The 25,196-nt window shown below is 39.3% G+C and carries 16 protein-coding genes; 11 read left to right on the top strand and 5 right to left on the bottom strand.

What is annotated here, in order from left to right:
• Nucleotides 1-69 precede the first annotated feature (69 nt).
• The 5 genes from B4N43_RS17255 to B4N43_RS17235 are packed head-to-tail and all read right to left on the bottom strand — an operon-like array spanning nucleotide 70 to nucleotide 7,426.
• Nucleotides 70-819, bottom strand: a complete 750-nt coding sequence (locus B4N43_RS17255; protein ID WP_286735751.1) for a hypothetical protein — start codon at nucleotides 817-819, stop codon at nucleotides 70-72.
• A gap of 15 nt (nucleotides 820-834) precedes the next feature.
• Nucleotides 835-1,488 (bottom strand): hypothetical protein, encoded by a 654-nt coding sequence (locus B4N43_RS17250; protein ID WP_075991007.1) that lies wholly within the window; start codon nucleotides 1,486-1,488, stop codon nucleotides 835-837.
• Nucleotides 1,472-2,161: a hypothetical protein gene (locus B4N43_RS17245; protein ID WP_088160192.1), complete on the bottom strand. Its 690-nt coding sequence runs from the start codon at nucleotides 2,159-2,161 to the stop codon at nucleotides 1,472-1,474. The genes B4N43_RS17250 and B4N43_RS17245 overlap by 17 nt, the downstream gene beginning before the upstream one ends.
• Before the next feature lie 16 nt (nucleotides 2,162-2,177).
• Entirely contained in the window at nucleotides 2,178-5,675 is a 3,498-nt protein-coding gene (locus B4N43_RS17240) for a DEAD/DEAH box helicase (protein WP_286735750.1), read from the bottom strand.
• The gene (locus tag B4N43_RS17235) at nucleotides 5,672-7,426 is read right to left on the bottom strand and encodes a hypothetical protein (RefSeq protein ID WP_286735749.1); all 1,755 of its coding nucleotides are present in this window, start codon (nucleotides 7,424-7,426) and stop codon (nucleotides 5,672-5,674) included. Before B4N43_RS17235 ends, B4N43_RS17240 begins: the two co-directional genes overlap by 4 nt.
• A gap of 574 nt (nucleotides 7,427-8,000) precedes the next feature.
• Between B4N43_RS17235 and B4N43_RS17230 the strand changes: the two genes are divergently transcribed.
• From B4N43_RS17230 to B4N43_RS17180, 11 genes are all read left to right on the top strand, one after another.
• Nucleotides 8,001-9,071 (top strand): S41 family peptidase, encoded by a 1,071-nt coding sequence (locus tag B4N43_RS17230; protein WP_286735748.1) that lies wholly within the window; start codon nucleotides 8,001-8,003, stop codon nucleotides 9,069-9,071.
• Nucleotides 9,072-9,105: 34 nt separating this feature from the next.
• Entirely contained in the window at nucleotides 9,106-10,197 is a 1,092-nt protein-coding gene (locus B4N43_RS17225) for a DKNYY domain-containing protein (protein WP_286735747.1), read from the top strand.
• 368 nt (nucleotides 10,198-10,565) lie between these two features.
• Nucleotides 10,566-12,029 carry a hypothetical protein gene (locus B4N43_RS17220; RefSeq protein ID WP_286735746.1) on the top strand — a complete coding sequence of 488 codons (1,464 nt, stop codon included), beginning with the start codon at nucleotides 10,566-10,568 and terminating at the stop codon, nucleotides 12,027-12,029.
• A 127-nt stretch (nucleotides 12,030-12,156) separates the two neighbouring features.
• A complete protein-coding gene (locus B4N43_RS17215) occupies nucleotides 12,157-12,684 on the top strand; it encodes an RNA polymerase sigma-70 factor (RefSeq protein WP_112373850.1) in 528 nt (175 codons plus the stop codon).
• Between the two features lie 96 nt (nucleotides 12,685-12,780).
• Nucleotides 12,781-13,728 carry a FecR family protein gene (locus B4N43_RS17210; RefSeq protein ID WP_286735745.1) on the top strand — a complete coding sequence of 316 codons (948 nt, stop codon included), beginning with the start codon at nucleotides 12,781-12,783 and terminating at the stop codon, nucleotides 13,726-13,728.
• Nucleotides 13,729-13,795: 67 nt separating this feature from the next.
• On the top strand, nucleotides 13,796-17,140 hold the full coding sequence (locus B4N43_RS17205) for a SusC/RagA family TonB-linked outer membrane protein (RefSeq protein WP_286735744.1): 3,345 nt from the start codon (nucleotides 13,796-13,798) through the stop codon (nucleotides 17,138-17,140).
• Between the two features lie 51 nt (nucleotides 17,141-17,191).
• Nucleotides 17,192-18,712, top strand: coding sequence for a RagB/SusD family nutrient uptake outer membrane protein (locus B4N43_RS17200; protein WP_075994630.1), 1,521 nt, complete (start codon nucleotides 17,192-17,194; stop codon nucleotides 18,710-18,712).
• A complete protein-coding gene (locus B4N43_RS17195; protein ID WP_286735743.1) occupies nucleotides 18,706-20,559 on the top strand; it encodes an alkaline phosphatase in 1,854 nt (617 codons plus the stop codon). The genes B4N43_RS17200 and B4N43_RS17195 overlap by 7 nt, the downstream gene beginning before the upstream one ends.
• 167 nt (nucleotides 20,560-20,726) lie before the next feature.
• The gene (locus B4N43_RS17190; RefSeq protein WP_286735742.1) at nucleotides 20,727-22,520 is read left to right on the top strand and encodes an alpha-L-fucosidase; all 1,794 of its coding nucleotides are present in this window, start codon (nucleotides 20,727-20,729) and stop codon (nucleotides 22,518-22,520) included.
• Between the two features lie 211 nt (nucleotides 22,521-22,731).
• On the top strand, nucleotides 22,732-24,627 hold the full coding sequence (locus B4N43_RS17185; protein ID WP_145328910.1) for a sensor histidine kinase: 1,896 nt from the start codon (nucleotides 22,732-22,734) through the stop codon (nucleotides 24,625-24,627).
• Nucleotides 24,628-24,782: 155 nt separating this feature from the next.
• The gene (locus B4N43_RS17180; RefSeq protein ID WP_145328912.1) at nucleotides 24,783-25,190 is read left to right on the top strand and encodes a response regulator; all 408 of its coding nucleotides are present in this window, start codon (nucleotides 24,783-24,785) and stop codon (nucleotides 25,188-25,190) included.
• The last annotated feature ends 6 nt before the right edge of the window (nucleotides 25,191-25,196 follow it).

Raw genomic sequence — 25,196 nt, 5'->3', positions numbered from 1 at the left:
AAGATTACGCCATCTTCATCAAAAGACAGGTTGTTTCCCAAACTTTCCAAAGGTTGTTTATAACTCAAATTAGTCCTCCTTAGTTTCCAAAAGATTATCTAGCCAGACGTGATAAAGTGCAACTCTTTGATCAAGATCCCGATAGAAAAAATATCGTTTATTAAGCTCCTGCAAATCCATTATAAATCGTTTAAAAAAAGATGTATTACGATATTCCCAATCAATAAGGCCGCCATAACCGTCAAGGACACGATGAATAAATCCCAAAACTGGATTATAAGTCGCTTTATCGAGGTGCATTGCTGCTAAAAAATCAGGTGTTGATGCCTGCAGCATCATGGTATTGATATAATGCGATGGATGAACGGAATTCATAATGCAAGTCAGCAGAAAATCCTTACTCAATTTAAAGTATATGTTTTCATCTAAGTAGATTCGATCTTTAAGCATTACCTTTTTAGCAAAAAGATCATAAAGCTGCGCAGTAATAATACGACCTCTATTTCTGCGTTCGCCGGTACTATAATTTCTATTGACTGCTAATTTTACTTGAAGTCGCAATAATTTTATCCCAACATCCCTGTCATTATCTTTGAATTCGATCTTCAAACGATTATGGTCTTTAGGAATTTTATCGTTGATAAAACGTATAGCCCTAGTCGCAATATTATAGCTCGAATTATCTTTAAAATTCTGATCTATAAAAGAGTAATGATCTAGAAACAATTGAATAAAAGCTGGCACAGCGATACCAAAAAGCTCACATATTAACCGAAAATTTCGTGGTACCTTTAAAGGTACTCCAATTATATCTTCCATATTTTTTAATATTTTTTATTTATGTGCGATATAGCGGAAGCCAAAACTCTTGGCTTTAGTTTTCCGCAGCGGTGCACTCCCTTTCTTTCCTACGAACACGCCAATTTCATGCATCAAGCTTTTTATGCAAATTTTTTCTCCCAGATACTTTTCCGCATAACGCCATAGTTCAAGCGGTGTTCTATATTTCTTAAAATAATCCATCTCGATAAGCTTACCCAAAACGATTTCCACTACCATGCAATCGCATGCGAACTGTTCAGCTTGGGCTGAATCTTCTACCCTGATTTCCTCCATTAATTGAAAAAAAGTCATGGTTTCAACGGAATTGATAAAATATTCCATTTGATAGTATCGAATAGCCTTTTCTTCCCAAATCGTCAACTCAAACTGATAGCTAGATTTATTGTCAAATCTACTGATATCTATACCCCTACGATTAAATACCCAACTGAGATGCACCATAACTTCAAGATTTCCGGCCGGAATTTTAAGTTCTTCCATTTCCTTAACATAGGTTTGCTCTTGTCCCATTAAGAAAGCCATTTCTTCACGGGTAAAACCGCAGCTGATCCGATTTAATATCAGTAGATAAATAATACCCGCATAGTACATGGAAAATTCTGCGCGAAATCTCTCTCTGCCAATATCATTAATTAAATTTTGCATGCTCCTCCTTTCTATCAACCGGATAAAAAGAATACCTTCCTTCTACATTTCTGACGACCAACCTGTTTTGCTGAATGAGTCCATACAGCACATTTTTCAAATGCCTTGGATAAATCTGGAGATGAACCTGTCCCGTTTCCTTAACTTTCCGAAACAGTTGCCAAGGAGCTGCACCATGCCCAAAGAATTCCAGATCCAATAGCTCTTCAATCTTTTGGCGCACATGTAACATCGCATCCGATTCAAGCTGGACATCTTTTTCAGCTTTCCATTCCTCAAATTGCAATGCAATTGAAGACTTTTTTTGCGAGACAAACTGCCAAGGAATTTCGATAGAATAATGCCACCTGACCTCGTCCTCTTCAATATGAAGACGGACGAGACGTTCTTCGGTAACTTCATATCTTTCGCGATGGAATTCCATCGGTTCAATGCATGAGCTCATGTATATTCGATCCAGCAAGATCGATTCCTGGGTCAAAAAACTTCGTACCTGATACATTTTTTCAAAGTCTAAATATGCATGATCAGGTCTACCAACCAAGAACGACAGTTCTTCAGGTCTCCAGCCCTTTTCTATTCTCCGTTTTAGATAGGTGTACCATAGTTGAAAATCGTGCGAAAACATCATTCCCCCATAGGATGCTTTTTGTGGAGATACTTTTTTGATCATTATAGTGTACAATTGGTTATTCAAATAATTTAAGCAGCTCATCTTTACTGATCGATTTCATTAGATTAGCCTCATCTAAAATCAGTCCTTCGGATATTCGTTTTTTACTTTCTTGAAGGGCTAAGATGTGCTCCTCAACGGAATCCCGACAAACAATCTTATAAGCCATCACATGCTTTTCTTGCCCTATTCGATAACAACGATCTATCGCCTGTGCTTCGGCAGCAGGATTCCACCAGGGATCCAAAATATAGACATAGTCGGCAGCCGTTAGATTTAAGCCGGTTCCTCCCGCTTTAAGGCTAATGAGAAACACACGGCATTCGTCCTCGTTCTGAAATCTTTCGACCGCATTTTGCCGCTGATCTTGATTCATCTTACCATCAAGGTAGACATAAGCTATTCCCTTATTTTCGATTCGTTGAGCCACCAGCTTAAGCATGGAAGTATACGCCGAAAAGAGAAGAATCTTATGATTTGGAGCTACTTCATCCATGATCTCATCAATAAAATCCAATTTAATAGATTCATGACCGAAGCCGCCATCTTTCATCAGAATGGGGGAGTTGCAAAGCTGCCGTAGTTTTTGCAGCGCCTCGATCGCTAAAAATTTGGATTTCGTGGAATCAGCGCTATTCAGATTATTTTCAATCTCTCCCTTGAATATTTTTCTGACCTTATCGTATATTTTCCTTTGCTCTGGAAGCATATCCATATAGAGAATTGTTTCGGTCTTTTCAGGAAGGTCCAAAGCAACCTGTTTTTTTGTACGCCGAAGAATAAAAGGTTGGATCATCTTTTGGAGGCTAGAAGTCGTCTCTTGAACCATATCTACCTCTTTGACACCCTTATATGCCTTATTAAAATTTCGATAATCTCCAAAGAAACCAGGATTAACTAAAGACATTTGCGCATAAATATCTTGTATACCGTTTTCAACTGGCGTTCCTGTCATCGCTACACGGTAATCGGCCTTAACCATTGACAGCACCTCAAAACGCTTCGAATTACGGTTCTTGACGGCTTGGGATTCGTCCATAATCAGATAGCTAAAGTCTAAACTGGTTAAATACGCCGCATCAGTCAACATCGTTCCATATGTCGTAAGAACTACAGTGCCTTCCTCTTCAAAAATAAATGCTTCCCGGTGTTTCCCATGATAGATTTCTATTTTTCGATAGGGGGCGAACTTTTTATATTCATTTTCCCAATTGAACAAAAGAGAGTTCGGGACAACCACTAAAGCAGATTTTCCTGTAGAATGCTGTTGATAAAAGTATTCCAGCACTGTTATAATCTGCAATGTTTTCCCTAAACCCATATCATCAGCCAAAAGGCCGCCCCACTGAAATTCATTCAAAAAAGTGAGCCAGCTAAAACCTACCTGCTGATAAGGTCGTAATTGCGCTTTTAAGCTTCTAGGGATTTCCAAAAGAGGGATTTCATCCAAAGCTGCGAGTTTTTCACGACGTTCCCGAATACTGTCCTGAATAATTTTTTTATCTATTTTATCCAAAACCTTCTGCATAGACACAAGTTGAATTGTATTTAAGACAAAACAATCTTCTTCTCTTCTTCCTCCTAAAAACAATGGCCTGAAGATTTCTCGGTCAGCGCGGCGTATAATGCCAAAAGCCCCTTCAGTAAGAGTAAAAACTTTATCTGTTCCCATAATCAAATCCTCAAATTCATCCATTGAAATTGTGTGTCTTCCAAATTTCGGCCCCAGTAGAATTGAACATAGGTTATTTTCCAAACGGATATTACGTACAGTACAATTTAGAGGGAAAGGATAGTATGCGCTACCTTGCTGAAGATGGTCAATTTCTAACGAAATTTCATTGAGAGAGCAGCTTTCCATGAAATCAAATAGCCAAGTGGTATTTTCAATTTCTTTCAAAGGAATCAACCAGTTATTTTCTAATGCTGTCTCCTTAAGAATCGGATGTTGTGTTTTAACAAATTCCTGAAAAACCTGTTCTTCGAGCTTATCCCTTTCAAAATATGCCAATTGATTCTGTCTCTCACCTAAAATCAAATTGCTACTGGAGTTTAACAAAAACCTACCCTCTTTCTCATATTCGGCAAAAGCCGCTATACAAAGGAATTGGTCAATTACAGAAATAGTAGCTATTTTTTTAAACGGCTTAAAGACTTGAGGAATTGTCATATTTTCCCCTACCCTATTTAAGATGACAAGTTCCGCTATTTTTGATAGGGGTATCAGATAATCGTTTAAGAAGGCATGATAATTCTCTTTAAAGACAGTCAATCTATATTTCCATTGTCTAAACTTTTGCAATACTCCAGCCTGGGTCAGATTATCAATAAATAAAATTTCCTCGTTAGATATTTTCAGAAAGAAACAATTTTCATCCCCCAAAAACTCAGGACAATCTATTAGCTGGTTTCTGTAATAGAGACAAATTCGCATTTTCAGATATTGATCCTGATCATCAATTTCGACTTTGAGCTGCAAATTCCCCCGTGCTTTAGTTAATGTAGCGGCACCCAGCACGCTCGAATTTTTCAAATTAATCTGATGTGCAAATCGATAGCGTTTAAATGTTTGGGCAAAACGTAATTTAATTGGAAACGGAGGATCCTCCAGTAAATCACGCCATATCTGTATAATTTCCCATTGTTTCCGCTCGAAGTAGTTGATATCTTCACTGATTAGATCCTTCTTCTCTTCCCGAAGTATTTTATCTTCATAAAGGAGGGCGACAAATCGACGACTGAACAATTCCAGATACTGATCATAAGAATTTAAAGACATCTTCAAGTTACTTTCGTCCAATAGATAAGAGTGCGAAAAGGAACGAGAGCGTTTAAATTTATAATGAAAAGGAAAAAAAACAGGCAGACCAAAAGCGGAAAAATTTATTGTAACAAAAAAACATACTTCATCGTTTCGCTTTAAATCGAGATATCCTTCCAAGTTACGTGCAGGCAGACGAAGTCCATTCTCATAATCATTAGTAGCTAAACGATAAAATCGTCCATATTCATTATTCATTTCTACAGTTAACTCCGCATAAGAATAGTTCTCACAGACCTTAAATGGCACGATCTTTTTCTTCCATGGTGGCAAATTGTTGATTTCAGCCCGATATAGGCCCTTTAAATAATTTGGGCAACTATCCAGTAATTTATTCGATAACAGGGTTGCTTCGTGTACGCAAAGCCCTGCTACATCGTCGCTACAAGAACAATTAATGCTGAGGTGTTCCGTAGTCAGCTCGACTTTAACCGTAGTACCCGAGAACTTTTTTAACTTAAGTTCATATTTCGGTGGATACGGTCGGACCTGAATAACAATATTCTCTCGTTCCATAAATGGAATCTCATCATCAGCATAATATTTGCTCAGGTAGCGCGGAGTCATTCTCCCTATAAATCCATCTTCCCAAGGAATTACAAGAGGTTCACTAGAATTTCTTTTTGGAAGTATTTTTTCGGCTGAACGGATCTTAGCATCCGTCGTAATGCAGTTAAAGCCAATTCCCATCATATCACTTCGTTTAATTTACCTTCAGATTTCACTTCCATATATTTTATACTTCGGTCGCACAAATCGACAAAGAAATCTGTAATTTCTCTCGCTTTTGACCTAAAGTAGTCCATATCAAGCTGAGCTAATTGTGAAGGAAGCTCATAAACCCGCCCTTTCATCTGTTTTAATAACTCTGCATTCAATATTTCTTCTACATCACCTCTGGCGGTAAAAAACTCCTTAACCTTTTTATCACAGATACAGGTCCAGTCCACCAGATCGGCTATCGTCACATTCATTGGGGCATAACCGATCCGTAGGTAGAGATAACTGTATAGTCCAATTGAAGTCAATTGATTTAAAAATAATACAGCCAATTGTGGACTAGCAAGTCCTTCAAAAGCAAATACACCTAGCAGATCCTGCATGAGTTTTGAATTGCGTGTCCATGAAATGGATGTCTTAAACAATGTATCATGCCAATTGATCGGAGAAACGGAATATGTTGGCTTATAACTCGGACGACGGTAAACAACAACAGATTCATTCCAGATGGTATGGGAGAAACGGCTGCCCAGATCCAGTTTTGTTGCCAGGAAATCTGTACTCATAAAAGCTACAATTGCAGTAACTCCACCATAAACGATTTTTCGAAAATGACAGTGACCTATTTTCTTTTTTATTACTGCAAGGTAGATTTCTGCCTTTTCATTTTCCTGCGGTGGAAAATGAAAAAGTCCTTTCCCATGCGCATCGCTGACGTAATAATTGAGCAGCATCATTTGTTCGGGATTATTCTCCTGACGAATCTGAGCCAGCACATGAAGTATATCTGTCTCATACCGCTCCGGCCAAGGAAATGCATGAAACTGCGAGGCCGTAGCATTCGATAATGCAGCGTCCTTCGCCGCCAGATTACCTACTGCAACTTCGACGTTTTTATTTACGACTTTTTGTTCCTCTTTTTGTTGCTCTTTTGCCAACAATTTTTCATAGCCCATTTTAAGGCCTTCCATAAAACTCAAGTACAGTTGTTCAATCGTATGAAGAACAAACTTGCAATGCTCATAAAGCCAGGAGGCATCAAAGGCGGAGATTTCGAGATCCTTGTTTTGTTTCACCGCATCAAAGGCGCTGTCCAATAATCTAAAACGTTTCTTTTCTTCCTCATCCTTTCCGACAATGGACTCCCTTAACATGGAAAAATGTTCGTTGAGGCTTTTAATTCTGTTATTAACATGATGTACATTATTGGCTTTTCCGTCAATCATTAGCTGTAAAAAACGCAAGTGGTTTTCCATACTTTGATGTAACATAAATACAGCCCTTTGATAGTTGCCCTGTTGACCAAATGTTTCAGCCCCCTGTAGGAAGCCCACTGAAATAGGCAAGAGCTTCTGGTAATATTCATCAGCTATTTCTAGAACACTTTTTAGTTCTTTCGCTTGAAGGGGTGGGTTCTTTTTGTTACTAGCCTGATGAACGGTATTTTCAGGTAGGGAGGCATAGGAATAATACAAACTACCCACTTTGACTTTACTGAGCATTTCAGCAATTGGCACCAGCTCAAAGGAAATATTCTTCTGGTCCATTAAACATAATTCCACAATAGGTTTTAATACCTTCGGTGAAAGCCCGCTCACATGCTTGAGCGCAAGAAGCAAATGATAATGCTCCTGCCCGAGAAACTGATATTTAAAAAGATAGGCACGATCGAGATCCATACGCTGAGAAAGCCGATCGATAATTAATTGGCTATTAATTTCCATACTAAATGATTTAAGATTAAAAATTTGGCACAATAAATTATCCCAACAGATCAGACTGTTACAGATCATTATTGCAAATAATCAATACTTTATTGTAAAAAACAGTATTACAACCAAGGAGACTAAAGAGGGGTTAACACATTATTACATATAGACGTTCGCCCCTTGGCTTTTCAGGAAATACCAGCATTTAAATCAACATGTATTCAAATCATTCATTTAGCGAAAAAGTGTTTCACCGTCGCTGGCAATATAGACAGAGAAAACACTTTGTTTTCCCATGAAAAGAAAAACAAAATAGAATACATTAATATAGTTTATATATACAAATATATAAATAAACAAAACCAAATCAAAATATTATTTATCATTAAAGTTTAAAATAAAGGATACCGGCCTGTACATAGACACACGACCATTTATTTCCAGCTTTTACACATTATAAATATATGCTGCGAATTGTAAACAACTCACGAATCAATTATATATTTCTACTATTTTTAGGCTATTCAATTATTAAGCTATCAGAAAATACGCTATTTCTTTAATTGCATTAATTTTAACAACGATATCCATGACCAATACCAAATTATTCCTCATCTTTTGTCTTGTTTTCTTTGTTCGACCAATATATGGTCAAACCACCTGCAACTGCTCACAGGCACTTAAGCAATTAATTGTAAAAATAGAGAGCGAGTACCCTGGTTTTCCAGAAAAAACCAAGCAGAATAAGGACCTGTATCAAGCTAAAAAAAATATATTGACGAAGAAAAGCTTACTGGTTTCAAATGGGAGCTGTATGCGACTTTTGCAGGAATATCTTGACTTCTTCCAGGATGAACACATTGTCTTAGATGATCTTTCCAAAAAGAAAAATGCTCCACAAACAAGTACCGAAAACCCAAAGGCAGAACCAGAAGAGGAAATAAGTTCAAAATCGATCAGTCCCGATATATTTTATATTAAGATCTCAAGCTTCGGGTACGAAAACATAGCCCCTTTCAAAGAGCTGATCGAAAAAAACAAAGAAAAGATCGAAAGCAGTAAAGGACTTATTATAGATGTACGAAACAATGGTGGTGGAACGGACGATGTATACCAGCCCCTATTGCCCTATATCTTAACTAACCCGATCCGGATTATGAGTGTTGAGTTTTTTGCGACACAAACCTTAGTCAATGGGTTGCGTGATTATGCCATCAAGAATATCAAGCAGGATTCTCTGAATGAAGTAAAAAGAATTGACGAAGATCTGCGGGAATACAGGGAGAATATCGGAAAATTTGTACTGTATGGTGACAAGAAGGTGATCATAGATACGATTGCTATTAATAAAAAAAGTCCGCAACAGGTCATTATCCTAGCCAATAGAAATGTAGCCAGTTCAGCGGAGAATTTTTTATTCAGTTCCCGCCAGAGCAAAAAAGTAAAAATCATGGGAACCCCGAGTATGGGTGCCCTTGACTATGGCTCTATACGTGAGTTCAAATTTGGTTGCGACAACTACCAGCTCCTTTTGCCAACCTACCGATCTACCCGTTTACCGCAATATCCGATTGACAATATAGGTATACAGCCCGATATCTATATGGATGAATCCATTTCAGACTGGATCAATTTTGCGGTGCGTTACATCAATGAATAAGCAATAATTGCGATAAAGTATAACGTTGGCGAGTATGAAAAATATCTTAAAAATGGGAATAATAAGTGCTTTGATAGGCCTGCTCTTTTCCTGCAAAGAGCAAGTGAGTCCTTTGTCTGAAGATTACTACAAAAAGAGCGGTGCGATTTATTTTATACCGGGCGGAAACGGCTTTGAACGAGGTTCGAGAAAGATGGTTGCCGATCTGGCAAGTTTTGCTGTGATCAAAGAGGTCTATGCCCGCGATAAAGATCACGTCTATTTTATGGGATGCCCGCAAGAGCTGGTCGATGTAAAGACATTTCAACTGAAAAACAACATTCCAATCGATCAGGAGCATGTATTCAAGTTTGAAGGTTTTGCTTCGGCTACTTCATCGTGCAATCAAAACCAGCTCACCATTATCGAAGGTGCCGATCCGGCAACTTATACAACGTTATATCATCAACTTCCAGCACTAGCTAAAGATAAAGCACATTACTTTTATAGGTATCAACCGCTGAACGTCGACTATGCGTCATTCAACGTAGTTAACAGTAATTTCGTAAAAGATAAAAATCAGCTTTTCGTAGTAACAGACAAAGCGATTCTTCCGCTCCACTATAAAACAGAGAACGTTAAGGCTCTCAATATAGCCTATCTACTACTGAATGACCGAATACTGCTCTACTACGAGCCTTATCAAAACATCGGTATACTGGAGATCGAACTTCCTTCATCAAACAACATAAAATTCCTTAATGATAAGACAGTAATCATTGACCAATTGGTGATTATCTCGGGTAAGCAATTTGAATATGCAGCGGTCGATGCCGAAAGTTTCGAGCTATTGGAAGGGGCAAATGGAAAAGTCCTGTGGTCGCGCGACAAAAATCATGTCTATTACGAGCAACAATTATTTGCCGAAGCAGATCCGAAAACCTTCGAGGTTCTCAAGTTCGCTGTAGCGAAAGATGCGAACCACATTTTCATTGGAAATAAAATATTCAATGGCCCTGATGTAAAAAGCTTCAGAAAGGTTGATAAGTCGCGAGTAAACCATGATTTCGAAGATGACCTGGGCAACAAATACTGGTACCAAACCAACAAAGGGGAGGTTATTTTGGTTCCGGTTACTAAAAAGTGATCACACTAATCGGCTCAACAATAAGCGAAATTTGAGCCGATTAACCAATTTAATCGGCTCAACCCCAAAATTAGCGCTGCTCCTTCCCGATATCATCTGTCCAATCAACGGTTAATATTACACGCCAACAGGCTATAACTTACAATATACGGTATTCCATTTCACTTTCATTACACTAAATCTCTCCTGATTGCCGCCAAGATAATCACTGAAATCGGCTATTTTTCCAAAGCTTGTTTTCCACTACTTTAGCTTCGAAACCAACGCGTTTCAGAGCGTGTACGATTCGCATTCGGCCTCGATCAACGAGAGCAATTGCAATAACATGCGAGTTGCAAACAAACAGGTTCAATTTATAGAAAAAAAGGATGATCAAATCAGTATTACTAAGTATAACAGCTATGCTATGTATCACAGCATGTGCACAGGAATCCGCCATAATCACAAAAAATGACCGGGTTAAATGGATTCCCTATCAAACCAAAAACAAGCAGTTTGTCTATGTCGACAGTGCATTCCATAAGAAGCTATCCCAAGAGTTCCATTGGGCTCAGCCTTTCACGTCCACAGGATATGCACTGGTAGCCAATGAAAAGGATCAAACAGGGATCATTAACAGCAAAGGTGAATTTATCGAACATTATTCCGACGCAGATTTACAGCTCTTAGACCTCAAACAGCTGACTCTCGTAATGAAACGTCAGGAATATGAAAAGAAATTGCCCTTCTGGAAATGGAACTGGAATATCCTAAGCAGTTATATCAAGAAAACAGCTACTTATGTTAAGCTCGAAATACGGGTATTGGAAAGCAATCAGGTCCTGTTGAAAAAAGATATTCCTTACGATGAGAACGAGTATAACCTTGCAACTTACCCCTTAGACGACAAGCACCTGATCCTCAATGGAAACCTGTATCTGCTAAAAGATCAAAAACTTAAGAAAATAGAAGAACACATTGAAATGCCCTTGGAAAACGGACGTTATATTCCAGCATCAACAAACAGTTTTGCCATCCTTGATATCAAAAGCAAAAAACCGGTTTTATCCGCTTTGACAGGCATTGACAAAATAGACCTTCTTTGGAAAAATGAGGTCATACAGCTCGATTCCATCAATCAGGAGCGCTACAGCCCAACAATCCCCAAACTACTAAAGGACAATAATACAGGGACTATATATGCCTTTCCACAATACGACAAAGCTTTTCCAAAACAAATTAGACAAGCCAATGCGACACAGATTGCCTTTCTAAAAGAAATATCCTTAGTTTATTCGGTGACTAATTCGCCCTATTTTATTCTGGGCAGATTTAACTACGATCATGCGATCTGGGCTTATGATTGGTTATATATAGATAAAGATGGCAACTTATTGGACACCATCAAAGCCCCGAATTTCTATATCCTGGATCAAGTGGGTAATTTGGTCTGGCCAGACAAACACATGTTACTCACCTCGAATGCCATGGAAAAGAATTGGAAGACCGGAAAAATAAAATACATCGATTCATCAGAAGATCTTTATTTAATTGATGTAAAACGAGGTGATCTGCAACCTACAAAAGGCCTATGGAATTCAAGTGCAAAGACTTGGGATATAAACCCCGATTTCGAACATATTGAAACCTTAGATGGTAAACGACAAATCTTCGCATTACAGGCACATAAAGATGGTCGCTATACTTTATACAACAATAAGACAAAACAACGAATCGGCAACAAAAGCTACATAACCATCAATCCCAACGGTTGGGTACAACATAAAAATGAGCAGAATCAGGACGATGGCTATTTTATTGACATTGCTACGGGCGAGGAGTATAAAGAATAAAAATATACCGCTCAATTTCAGCTGAAATTCCAAAGATTAATTTATAACAGACAAAATATACTCTTTAAGATTTATTAACCTTAAAGGAATACTGAGTTATTAGCTTTGTCCAATTAAAACTGATCTTGTGAGCGAATTATTGATAGCATCATTAAAGCAAGGTGACCACTTTGCCATGGAACAGATTTTTAATCTGTATTGGGAAGCCATATTTGATGCAGCTTTTAAGAAAATAGGTGACGAAAATGTGGCTCAGGACATTACCCAGGAAATCTTCATTTCACTGTGGGAAAACCGTGAACAGGTTATCATATCTGGTGGCCTTGCAGCCTATCTACATGGGGCGGTAAAATTCAAAGTAATCAACCATTTTCGGAATACGACAGTTAAAGATGGACACAAAGCCGAACTTGCGACTTTAATGAACCAACAATATGCAGATTCAGCGGACGATTTGCTGATCCTAAAAGATGCGCAGCAAAAAGTTGAAGAAGCGTTGATGCAGCTTCCCGAACGTATGCGACTGGTCGTCACAATGAGCCGCAAGCAAGAAAAATCAATCAAGGAAATTGCGAGCGAGCTGAATGTATCGGTACAAACCGTCAAGAATCAAATTACCTCGGCCATGAAACTGCTCAAAAAAAGCCTCTCTTAGGCAGTTCCTACATTTTTTTGAGTGTTAACAATAATTTAATATACTCCTAATATTTTCGACTAGTACCAATTCCCATTTGAAGTGACATGTATTCAAATGATGGAAGAAAAAGCAAAGCAGCTACTGCAAAAATATTTAAATGGAGAGGCCAGCGCCGCCGAGATTAAACAAGTCGAAGATTGGTACGCCCAACTGGATAACGCATCAAAAAAAATTCCGCAGGAACGCAAGGCAGCACTGCGCGAACAATTATTGGCCAATATCCAGTCCGGTATTTCAGAAAAGGAAAATAAACGACCTTCCCTGCTGTATTCACCTGTATTCAAAATAGCGGCCGCTATTTTAATGATTGCTTCTATAGGACTTCTTTATTGGAAAGTAAATAATCAACCTATCGCACCATCTGCGCAGATCGTCACGACAACCCTTGCAGGTGAACATAAAAAGATTGTATTGGCAGATGGTTCGGAAATTATCATGGAACCATCTTCAAAAATCAGCTATCCAAGTAAATTCAGGGGAAATATCCGTGAAATAGCACTTACTGAAGGGGAAGCTTTCTTTGATATTGCCCACGACGAGCAACACCCATTTCAGGTACAGCTTGCATCCAAGCTAGCGGTTAAAGTATTGGGTACCTCCTTTCGGATAAAAGCCTATCAGGCTTCCAACCAAGTCGAAGTCACTGTTGCTACCGGTAAGGTTGCGGTACAGCAACAAGATAAAATCTTGGGTATATTAACCAAAAACCAGAGTTTACGTTACAGCAAAGAAACCGCACAATCTTCGCGTAGCGTAGTAGAAAAAAATACCGCTGTCGCCATAGCATTTGATGGTACAAACCTCCAAGAGGTCGCAAAAAAACTGGAATATATCTACAACATTGAAATTATCTTAAAGGATACATCGCTTAGGTCTCTAAAAACAACAGCCACATTCAATAGCACACAAAATCCAGCAGAAATACTGGATATCATCTGCAGCCTACATCATCTTAAGTACAGTACGATTGAAAAGGATAAAGTATTTAAAATCCACAAATAATGTCTAAAAATTTACCTAAAACATCTTAGTCACCATGCGTAATTCATTACCTAATTATTACAAAAAAATGAAAACACCTGCATTCAAGAGAGAATTCTCTTTTTACCGGATCATGAAGTATCCCTGCATCGCATTTTCGATTACTTCAGTATTCTGCAGTTCATTGATGGCCTCCCCAAGCATGGCCCAACGTTTGGACAAAAGCAGCGTAAACATCAAAATAAGCAAGGGCGAAAAACTCGATGTGATTCTCCACAAAATCGAGAGTCTTTCGGGCCTTCATTTTGTTTACAATCCCGATCTATTGCAAGAACGGAACACAGTCTTAAGCGGCAGCTTTAAAACTGAACCCGTTCGCGCGCTCTTGAATAAGCTTGGAATCAATGCAGTGGAAAAAGAGGACTATGTAATCCTGAACACGCAAGCAAACATCAAGGCAGACCGAATCCTTACCGGTTTTGTAAGAGATACAACAGGGGCTGCAATTGCGGGTGTTTCTGTAAAAGTAGTAGGTACGCAGGTTGGGACCACAACAGATATAAAAGGTGCATTCCGTATCGAAGCAGGACCGCAAGCCGTACTTTCCTTTTCGATGGTCGGATTCCATTCTAAAGATGTTTCTGTTGGTGAAAATGAAGTTATAAATGTAACGCTAAGCGAAGAGCGTTCGACCCTATCCGAAGTTGTTGTAGTGGGATATGGAACCCAGAAAAAAGAAACATTAACAGGTGCTGTCAGCTTGGTATCACTTGACAAATTATCGTCTAGATCTGTCAACAGTGTTGGCGAAGTATTGGCCGGTAAATCACCAGGTGTTATTGTTACGAATGAAGGCGGTGACCCAACTGCAACGCCACGTATCAATATCAGAGGCGCCGGTGGTATCAATGGCGAAAGTGTACTCTACGTTATTGACGGTTCAATTTTCCTAGGCACCCCACAGCTCAATCCAAACGATATCGAATCCATTTCGGTCCTTAAAGACGCATCGGCAGCGATCTATGGAGCGAGAGCTTCCGGTGGTGTGGTATTGATCACCACTAAAAAAGGAAAAAAAGGACAGATGCAAATTAGCGTTGATGCCAAGTTAGGTCAACAAAGTGCATGGCGAAAATTACAGCCTTTAAATGCCGAACAACGTGCACAAGTCGCTGCAACAGCCGCTCAAAATGGTGGAACAACTATCCTACCTGCTTTTGATCCGACCAAATACCCAGAAGGTTTAGTCACCAAAACAAACTGGATGGATGAAGTTTTTAGAAACGCGACACTACAGGATTACAATGCTGCAATTAATGGTGGTAGCGAAAAGTCTAACTTTTACCTGAGTTTTAATTACCGCAACGCCGAGGGTATTGTATTGAATACCAAAACCAAGCGCTATAATTTCCGTATAAATTCAGAACATCAACTTACCCCTTGGTTGAAAGTTGGTGAAAACTTATCCTATAGCAGTACCAATGGGAATGGTGCCAATACCAGCAGTGACTATACAGGAGCCCTACTTTCCGCCATTTATTATCCAACCAATGGGACCCCTTACAATGCAGATGGAAGTTTTGCTGGTCTACCGGGTCCATTCCCTGGCGATTACGGTGATATCATTAACCCCGTTGCCGAACTGATGCGCATCGACATCAACAATCCGGTCAATGTCCTTGTTGTCAATCCTTATGCTAGCATCCAATTGGCAAAAGGCTTAACATTCAGATCTAATTTAAGTATTACTAAATCGAATGCTCGATTTAAAAGCTTTACACCAAGACGTCCTGAAATAGGTAAACCGGTTCTGAGCAATAGTCTAGTTGAACGAGCTGATGATGCAAATGATATCCTTGCAGAACAAGTTTTAAATTACAAAACTTCTTTCGACAAGCATCAACTTGACCTAACTGGTGGTTATACTTTTCAAAAAACAAAGAATACCTATCTATATACTTCCGGAGCAGGTTTTGACGATGAGTCCAAACAATACCGTTATTTAACAAATGCGAATACCATTCAACCTTCGGAAAGTGGCTATGCTTCAACAGCAATATCATCGCTATTCTTAAGAGCAAACTACAGTTATAACGACAAGTATTTACTATCGTTAATTGGTAGACGAGATGGTTCATCCATGTTGACAAAAGAAAATAGATTTAAAAACTACGCTTCTGCTTCTGCAGGATGGGTAATCAGTAAAGAAGAGTTTTTAAAATCAGCAACCTGGTTAGATCAATTAAAATTACGCGGTAGCTATGGTATTTTAGGTAATCTCGGTAGTTTGTCAGCTGCAGCTGTTAACCCGCTACTAGCATCGACACAAAGTTATTTCGGCCAAACACCGACCTTACAAAAAGGATACGTACAAACGATTTTGGCCAACAAAAACCTCACTTGGGCAGAAAGTAAGCAGACCAATATAGGTGTAGATTTGGGAATTTTCAACCATTTTAACTTAGTCGCCGATTACTTTATTAAGGAAACAAATAAAATGATCCTGACCAGATCACTGCCAGGTACAGCAGGTTTAAATAGTCAAACGATCAACGCGGGTTTAGTCAAAGACAGAGGAATTGAGCTGGGATTAACGTACAATAGTTCAAAAAATTCCGACTTTACTTATTCCATCAACGCAACCTTAACCAAATTAAATAACAAGGTTGAAGAATTAGCACCGGGCTTGAACACCATTGCTGTGGGTACTAATTTCAGAAATGAGTTAGCCCCACTCTCTATTACCGTCGGTCAACCGCTCTACAGCTACTATGTACTAAAAACAGATGGTATCTTTCAGAGCCAGGCCGAAGCTGATAATTACAAAAATGCCAATGGACAAAAAATTCAGCCTAATGCAAAAGCGGGAGATTTCAAATTTGTAGATATCGATGGCAATGGTTCAATCGGACCTGAAGATCGTTATTTTGCGGGCAGTGCATATCCAGATTTCTCCTATGGATTGAGCTTTAATGCGAATTATAAGGATTTTGATTTCAATATTTTTGCTCAGGGCGTTCAAGGCAACAAGCTTTTCAACGCTATCAAAAGAACAACGTATAGTGCGAGTGGACCTTCTTACAATAAGTTAACGGGCATTTTGGACGCCTGGTCTCCAGAAAATCCAAACGGTAAAGTGCCGATCATCTCCACTTCAGATGCAAATGGCAATTTCAATGCGTCCGATTTTTACATCGAAAATGGTTCCTACCTCCGCATTCGTAACGTTACATTAGGCTATACCTTACCAAAATCAATTGCAAACAAATTTAAGATGGGCAACGTACGTGTTTATGCAACGGCCAACAACCTATTTACCATTACGAAATATACAGGTTTTGACCCAGAAATTGGAATGGATAACAATGGTCTCGACGTGGGACGTTACCCACAAGCCCGAAGCTTTATTGTTGGTTTAAATGTCAATTTTTAATCTAAAAAAAGCCGATGATTTATACTCATCAGCCATAAAAAAAATAAAACGATGAAAACGAATATAAAATACCTTGCAATAGCAGCAGTCGCACTTTTTGCATCGTGCAATAAACAGTTAGATATAACACCAGAGGGTTCTCCCTCCGCACAGAATTTCTGGAAAACGGAACAAGATGCGATCAAAGCAGAAGCCGGGATGTACGAAAAGTACAATGAAGAGGATTATTACGGTCGTGGGATGTTTTGGTTTATTAATGCCAGTGACGACATGGTGACAGGACGTAACAAGCCCGAAGCCGACAATATTAAAAACTTCAACCGCAATTACATCGGTGGTGGTTATACAGAATCTCAATGGAGCATGCGTTATGCGATTATAAAAAGGGCCAACGATATTATTATCAATGTTCCCAATATAAGCATGGATGAAGCGCGAAAAAAACAGATCATTGGCGATGCCTATTTCAATGCAGGTCTTGTTTATTTTCAATTGGCGGCAAACTATGGTAACGACAAGGCGGGTGTGCCTATTGTTACGCCTGAAACAGATGCTTCTGTTCCTGTAGCTAGAGCCAACAACGTTAACGAAAACTACGATTACATCATTTCACTACTATTAAAAGCGGCCGACAACCTTCCTTATTTTTCTGAAATGAAGGATACCGATTATGGTAAAGCGCACAAAACAGCTGCATGGGCCTATTTATCAAAAGTATATCTGTACAAAAAAGATTATACCAATGCTGCAAAGTACGCGGATATGGTGATCAGTTCGGGCAAACATGATTTATTGACCAATTTTGTGGATGTGTTTAAGGCGGCTAACAACTGGTCCAAAGAATATATTTGGTCGGTGGTCTGTACGCCAAATGGTGGCGGTACTGGCTGGGGCAGCAAACTTCCGGGTGTTATGCTTACCAATAAAGCTTGGGGAATCTACAACGGCTGGGGCTACTATCTACCGACAAAAGAACTTTACGATTCTTTTGAAACAGGTGACTTGCGTCGTGAAGCAACAATCTTGAAACCAGGGGATAAGTTCCAGTTTTTTGGCGAAGAACGTACATTTACAAAAGACGGTGGTGCGACTTCGAACTACCAGTTCAAAAAGTACATGGAACCATTTTCATACGCCAACCCTATTCCAACACACGTTAATCCAAATGGCGACAACGGAACAACAGACCTCAATGTACCATTGATGCGTTATGCCGAAGTATTATTGATTAAAGCTGAGGCCGCCATTAATTTAAATGGGGCTGGAGCCGGTGATACTGAATTAAATAAAATTAGGAAGAGAGCTGGTTTAATAGCAAAAAGCGGAATGACTCTTGTAGACCTAAAACGCGAGCGCCGCAATGAGCTTGCTGGTGAATGGGCAGACCGTCACCGTGATTTGGTCAGATGGGGCGATGCGCAAGCTACCTATGCCAAACCTTTACACGATTTCGATGGTGCTGTAATTTGGCCGGCTAGAAATTTCAATCCGCAAGTACATGATGTTTGGGCAGTTCCACAACGCGAGATCGACAACAGTTCCGGCGTCATTAAACAAAATGCAGGATGGTAAAAAACAATAAATTAATGTGGCTGCTATTTGCCGGCCTAAGCATTCAGTCAGTTTCTGCACAACAGAAACTGACTGCCAATGCAGGTCACAGCCACAATGATTACAAACAGCAAATCCCGCTGTTGGAGGCTTACTATGCTGGAATGGGCTCTATCGAAGCGGACGTCTTCTATCGCAATGGAGAGCTTTACGTCGCCCATGAAAGCAGCGAAATCAAACCAGGGAAGACGTTAAAAAAACTTTACATCGACCCTTTAATTGCTTTCTTTAAGGAGAACGGCAATAAACCTTATGCCAAACCTGAGCAGACCTTGCAGCTCGTGATTGATATCAAGGAAAATTACGAACAGGTATTGTCTAAATTGTTGGCCGATTTGAAGGGCAACGAATCTATATTCGACCAGCAGAAAAATCCTTCCGCCATTAAAATTGTCGTCAGCGGTGAAATCCCGCCGCCCGAAAAGTTCGACAATTATCCATCGATGATTTATTTTGATGGCCGGCCGGAAAAAGATTATACGCCGGCACAGCTCAAACATATTGGGATGATCAGTCAGGATATTAAGCAGTATTCTGTCTGGAATGGCAAAGGGACGCCTACTCCACCCGACCTAGAAAAGATGAAATCTGTGATAGACAAAGCGCATAAATTGGGGAAACCCTTTCGTTTCTGGGCAACCAAAGACAGCCCCAATAGTTGGAAAGAGCTTGGTCACATGGGGGCAGACTGGATCAATACAGACCATCCTACTGCGCTTAAGAATTTCTATTTAAACAACGCTAAAGTCGAATACGCAAATCCAAAGGCCTACGTTCCCTATCAGCCAACCTATAAAAATGATGGTGCAACGAGCAAGGTTAAGAACGTTATTTTACTTATTGGTGATGGAATGGGCTTGGCTCAAATACAAGCAGGTTTAAGTGCCAATTTTGGTCAGTCCAATATCATCAATATGAAACATATTGGTCTTTCGCGCACCGAGGCATCCAATTCGGATTTTACCGACTCCGCTGCGGGCGGGACAGCTTTGGCTACTGGACATAAAACCAATAACCGTTACATTGGCGTGGATGCTGACGGTAAATTGTTGAGCGCTATTCCCGACACACTTGCTCAACACGGGATCAAAAGCGGTATCATCAGTGCGGGAGATATTACAGATGCTACTCCGGCTGCATTTTACGCACATCAGATCGATCGAACAATGTCACAGGAAATCGCAGCAGATTTTAAAAATAGCCATGTGGATATCTTAGTTGGATCCCGTCGCGAAAGCTTCCTCAACAACAAGGATAACACGCTGATGAAGCAACTGACCGAAAAAGGGTATCAGCTTCAGCAAAATTTAGACGATTTTGAAAAAGCGACATCGGGCAAACAGTTGGTGCTCCTAGCTGATTCTGCGACAAGAAGAATCCTCGATGGACGAGGAGAAATGTTAAAAAATTCCCTCTCAAAAACGATTCAGCTTTTGTCCAAAAATAAAAATGGCTTCTTTATCATGGCCGAGGGTGCACAAATCGACTATGGAGCCCATGCCAACGATCTTCCCTATGTTGTTACCGAGCAACATGACTTTGATCAGCTTGTCGGGGAAGCCCTAAAATTTGCGGACCAAGATGGTGAAACACTAGTCATTGTCACTGCAGATCACGAAACTGGTGGACTTTCCCTATTGGATGCCAATTATAAAAAGGGAACTGTTAGAGGCAATTTCAGTAGCGATGACCATACCAATATTATGGTACCTGTCTTTGCTTACGGACCAGGTGCGCAAAATTTTATTGGCATTTACAACAATACAGCCGTTTTCAAAAAGATTATCCAAGCCTATAACTTGAAATAATCGCTTTAAAGTTTTCATACAACATGAAACCCCTTAGTTTAAATACGAGGGGTTTTCACTTTTTCACCGACTACATTCCATAGTTTACAACCACTCCAAAATCCAATTTAAGGATTGATGTTCGATTTTTTGCCTATCTTGTAAGTCAAAAAAACAGAACAACCTTTATGATACCATCAATCAAGCGACTACTGATTTTGTCATTATTGCTATTCAGTATTTCGGCCCAACTATTTGCACAAACTTCTGAAAAAGCCTCTTGGTTTAAAGATGCCCGCTTTGGCATGTTCATTCATTGGGGACTATACAGTGCGGCTGAAGGCATGTGGAAGGGTGAACCTTTACGTTATATGAATAACTATGCCGAGTGGTTAAGATATCGCAACCGCGTTTCCAAAGAAGAGTACGGTACTTTGGCAAAACGTTTCGACTGGAGTAAAATAGATCCTGAGCAATGGGTTCTTCTAGCAAAAGAGGCTGGGATGAAATATATCATCATCACCGCCAAACATCATGATGGTGTTGCCCTTTGGGACACAAAAGTTGGTGATTATAGCCTCCCAAAATTGAGTGGTTCCAATCGGGATGTCATCAAAGATATCGCAGAGGCTTGTAGAAAGCACGGCATGAAATTAGGTTTTTACTATTCCCATTGGATTGACTGGGAACATCCATACGGCTGGAATCATCAACAGGAGCTGTCGGGACATGTTACCGATGCCCAATACAATCAATATTGGCAGGAGAAAGTTATCCCTCAACTTCGCGAACTGATGACCAACTATGGCGACATTGCATTGATATGGTTCGACATGTGGATCCCTTATCAAAAGTCGATCATAAAAAAAGAACAATTACTGCAAGTTGTCAAACTGATCCGTGAACTACAGCCTAATTGCTTGATTAATTCACGTCTAGGTCTTCCTACGGATGCGGAGAACGTGGATTTTGAGACATTAGGAGATAACCAATTTGGCAGCAATTACATTAACCATCCATGGGAAACCCCTGGGACGATTGCCCATTCATGGGGTTACAACGGTCAGGAGAATGAATGGAAATCAACCAGTCAAATTTTCCAATCGTTGATCTCCAATGTAAGTCTCAACGGGGGCTTCACCTTAAATATCGGGCCACGTGCCAATGGAACAGTTCCCTACGAAAGTGTCAGTCGTCTGCACGAAGTCGGAGATTGGCTAAACAGTTATGGAGAGGGCATCTATGGCAGCACCGGCCTTGATCTAAAAAACAACCATTTCGATTGGGGTTACCTCACGACCAAAAAAGAAGGGCAAAAAACAGTCGTATATGCGCACGTCTTTAATTGGCCCTTAGATCATACACTTCGGATTACAGGAATCAAATCGACCCCAGAACAGGTTTCACTGATGAACGGAAGTGTATCTACGGCGCTAAAATTTGATCAAAGTCTCAGTCTAATCCATATCCAATTACCTGACGCGCAACCTGATCATTATGTTTCAGAAGTTAAATTGACTTTTAACAGCCCGCTAGAATTGGACAAAAATACAATCCCGGAATCAACCTTTGGTGGCTTTTCGTTGAAATCAACCAATAGCCTCAACCAAGGACTCAAAATTGTACGCTATAACGGCAAAAATCCAACGCATGCGATCCTGACGGGTGATACGAAGATCGATTGGGAGGTAACCATCCCTGAAGCAGGCGTCTACTCACTCGATTTTTCAGCACATAATCCCAATAAACAAAACAGTGTTTTTGAAGTCAGTACTGCCAATCAGCGGTTGCAAGGAAGTTTTGCTCCTACAAACAAAATGGTGGTCGAGCCCAATGAAAACAACTACACAGAAGAATTTGTCGAAAACCGCATCGGCAAATTTAAATTCGATAAACCCGGAAAATATATCGTAACCTTTAAAAGTAAAGAACTACAGCCACTTTGGTTTAACTGGATTTGGCTCGAAAAAATGAAGAATTAAACATACGTTCCTCGGTACAGAACATGTAAAACACCAGCAGGCAGATTACTATGCCTACATAACAATCTGCTTGCTAGCAATTTATACAAAAAGTTACATATTTTAATATTTATTTATTATTTTGGGGTAAAAGTTACCAATTTTGCAAATAGGGGCTGATAGGCCACTTATGCTTATAAATGAGAAAATTAACCCTAAACATTGTTAGATAATGCATCTGCAACGGGACTCTTTATCTGTGCTTTCTGACCAAACTGTAAATACAAGGTTGGAGGGATTAATCACGACCACCGATGATGGCACTATTCTACTGTTTAACAAACGCGCACAAGAGCTTTTAGACCTCGAAAGTACGGCAACCACCAACAAACTACATGATTTAATTACATTTTACTCAGCAGATGATCTTTCGGAACTATCGCCTACAGAAACGCCATTTTTTAGTGCTCTTTCCAAAAACCAAAACCAAAATGAAATTATCCTAGGAAGAAAAAAGGATCAAGAGTTTAGATGGTATCAATTCAATGTTCATCTTACTATAGAAGACAATAAAAAAGGTCTTTCAATCTCATTTATTGATGTATCGAAATTGGTCAATAAAAATCGTGTCCTAGAAGATAAACAACACCAACTTCAATTGCTTGTTGCCTCATTGAATGATCTTGTATTCGAAGTAACCGATACTGGAGTATTTAAAAACTACTGGACCAACAATCCGGATCTATTGTTCTATACGCCAGAAGAATTTCTAAATAAGAGCCTCACGGAGCTTTTCCCACCTGATCTTGCAGTGCCCGCTCTTCAATTAATACAAAGTTCATTAAAATTGGACCGCGAACTTAAGATGGATTTTCAATCCAATTTAAAAGAGCACAAAGACAAATGGTACCGTTTACAGATAAAACCTATACATAGGGCGCTGAACCGGGTAGCCCTGGTTATTTCCGACATTACAAAACAAGTCGAGTCCAATGAAAAGAGTAAATTCAATGAACACAAATTTAATCAAGCATTTTATTTATCTGGTCTGGGAATCTCTTTGACAAGCCTCGAAGGTTACTGCATAGAATCCAATAACATGTTAACCAAAATTCTTGGTTATTCTCATGAAGAAATGTCGACAACCAAGTTTACTGATCGAACACACCCAGACGATATAGATAAAGATGTTGAACTTAGAGAAAAACTTGTCAGGGGCGAAATTGAAGCATTTACGCTTCAAAAACGCTATTTACATAAATTAGGACATTTTGTATGGTGTTCTGTAACGGTTGCGGCAGTTTTTGATAATGCCAATACCGCACAATTTCTGATCGTCCAGGTGCAGGATATTTCCGAATCAAAAAAGAATATAGAAATTCTAAAGAGGCAAAAGATTGAATCGGATCTAGTCAAAATAGATCTTGAAACCAAAATACGACAACTGGAAGAATTTGCTAACATCCTCGCTCATGATCTAAAGGGCCCACTCAGTAATATACAGATGCTTATTGACGAAATCAAGGTAACTGATGACGAAAAAATAAAAGCAGATTTTATGAACCTTCTGGATATTAGCAGTGACAACCTGACTGAAACATTACATGATTTGGGGGGTATACTTGATATCAAATCAAACAATTCACTGATTTACGAGCAATGTAATTTTCTCGATGTATTCAAAAAAGTGCAACAGCAATTTCTGGAAGAAATACAGCAAAAAAATGCGACTATTTCCATCGAATTCAATGTAAAAGATATTTATTATCCTAAGATTTACCTGGAAAGTATCTTAAGCAATCTCCTGAGTAATGCACTCCGATTTACGGCAAAAGATAGAGCCCCTAGGATCGAAATACATACGCATCTGGAACAAGAAGGAACCTTATTAACGGTTAAAGACAACGGGCTGGGTATTAACCTACCAAAATACAAATCTGAGCTGTTTATGTTCAAAAAGGTTTTTCACCGTGGATTTGAGACTAAAGGTGTCGGATTGTTTCTCATAAGATATCAGATCGAATCATTGGGCGGAAAGATCGATGTACAAAGTAAAATCGATTCGGGTAGTACCTTTTATGTCAAATTTTTAGAAAAAGCATATAAAGATCCGCTGATACAACTATAAAAAATAGCGTTCAATCCTGTTCGTAGAAAATAACTGCTAAGATCCTGGACAGCGTGATCTCACAAGTAAAAGAGTAAAAGAAAAACTGCGATGTCAATCAACGACAAAGATGAGGTTTATTGACACGATGAAAACAATTATTAATCAAAAAGACCATGACTCCTGAAACTAAAAGAACGATCATTCTCATTGATGATAATGCCATTTTACGTACTATTTTCGGCCATATGCTACAGGGATTTACCGACTATGAGATTGACTTTCATTCCTTCAAAAATGCACTGGATGCATTGGATTTTTTGGATAACAATGACATCTGCCAGTCGCTGATGCCACCCATACTCTTTGTGGATATCAATATGCCATTTATGACTGGTTGGGAGTTAATGGATGTACTTGAAAATAGGACAGACTTCATCAAACGAACCAAGATTTTTATTGTCAGCTCCTCTACGAGCAAAAGCGATCAGGAGCAACTGGCTAATTATCCTTTTATAAGCGGTTTTATTCTGAAACCTTTTGGAAAAGAATCTATTTACGAGATTTTGAAAAAAATCGATTAAAAAAAA

This window comes from Sphingobacterium sp. UBA1897 (assembly GCF_002337775.1).
GTDB classification, from domain to species: Bacteria; Bacteroidota; Bacteroidia; order Sphingobacteriales; family Sphingobacteriaceae; genus Sphingobacterium; species Sphingobacterium siyangense.
Note: the sequence above shows the minus strand (reverse complement) of the source record. Positions and strands in the feature narration are given on the sequence as shown.

What these genes read in the sequence shown, in the direction of transcription:
- B4N43_RS17255 (WP_286735751.1), bottom strand. Translation starts at nt 819, where the DNA reads ATGGAAGATATAATTGGAGTACCTTTAAAGGTACCACGAAATTTTCGG.
- B4N43_RS17250 (WP_075991007.1), bottom strand. Translation starts at nt 1,488, where the DNA reads ATGCAAAATTTAATTAATGATATTGGCAGAGAGAGATTTCGCGCAGAA.
- B4N43_RS17245 (WP_088160192.1), bottom strand. Translation starts at nt 2,161, where the DNA reads ATGATCAAAAAAGTATCTCCACAAAAAGCATCCTATGGGGGAATGATG.
- B4N43_RS17240 (WP_286735750.1), bottom strand. Translation starts at nt 5,675, where the DNA reads ATGATGGGAATTGGCTTTAACTGCATTACGACGGATGCTAAGATCCGT.
- B4N43_RS17235 (WP_286735749.1), bottom strand. Translation starts at nt 7,426, where the DNA reads ATGGAAATTAATAGCCAATTAATTATCGATCGGCTTTCTCAGCGTATG.
- B4N43_RS17230 (WP_286735748.1), top strand. Translation starts at nt 8,001, where the DNA reads ATGACCAATACCAAATTATTCCTCATCTTTTGTCTTGTTTTCTTTGTT.
- B4N43_RS17225 (WP_286735747.1), top strand. Translation starts at nt 9,106, where the DNA reads ATGAAAAATATCTTAAAAATGGGAATAATAAGTGCTTTGATAGGCCTG.
- B4N43_RS17220 (WP_286735746.1), top strand. Translation starts at nt 10,566, where the DNA reads ATGATCAAATCAGTATTACTAAGTATAACAGCTATGCTATGTATCACA.
- B4N43_RS17210 (WP_286735745.1), top strand. Translation starts at nt 12,781, where the DNA reads ATGATGGAAGAAAAAGCAAAGCAGCTACTGCAAAAATATTTAAATGGA.
- B4N43_RS17205 (WP_286735744.1), top strand. Translation starts at nt 13,796, where the DNA reads ATGAAAACACCTGCATTCAAGAGAGAATTCTCTTTTTACCGGATCATG.
- B4N43_RS17200 (WP_075994630.1), top strand. Translation starts at nt 17,192, where the DNA reads ATGAAAACGAATATAAAATACCTTGCAATAGCAGCAGTCGCACTTTTT.
- B4N43_RS17195 (WP_286735743.1), top strand. Translation starts at nt 18,706, where the DNA reads ATGGTAAAAAACAATAAATTAATGTGGCTGCTATTTGCCGGCCTAAGC.
- B4N43_RS17190 (WP_286735742.1), top strand. Translation starts at nt 20,727, where the DNA reads ATGATACCATCAATCAAGCGACTACTGATTTTGTCATTATTGCTATTC.
- B4N43_RS17185 (WP_145328910.1), top strand. Translation starts at nt 22,732, where the DNA reads ATGCATCTGCAACGGGACTCTTTATCTGTGCTTTCTGACCAAACTGTA.
- B4N43_RS17180 (WP_145328912.1), top strand. Translation starts at nt 24,783, where the DNA reads ATGACTCCTGAAACTAAAAGAACGATCATTCTCATTGATGATAATGCC.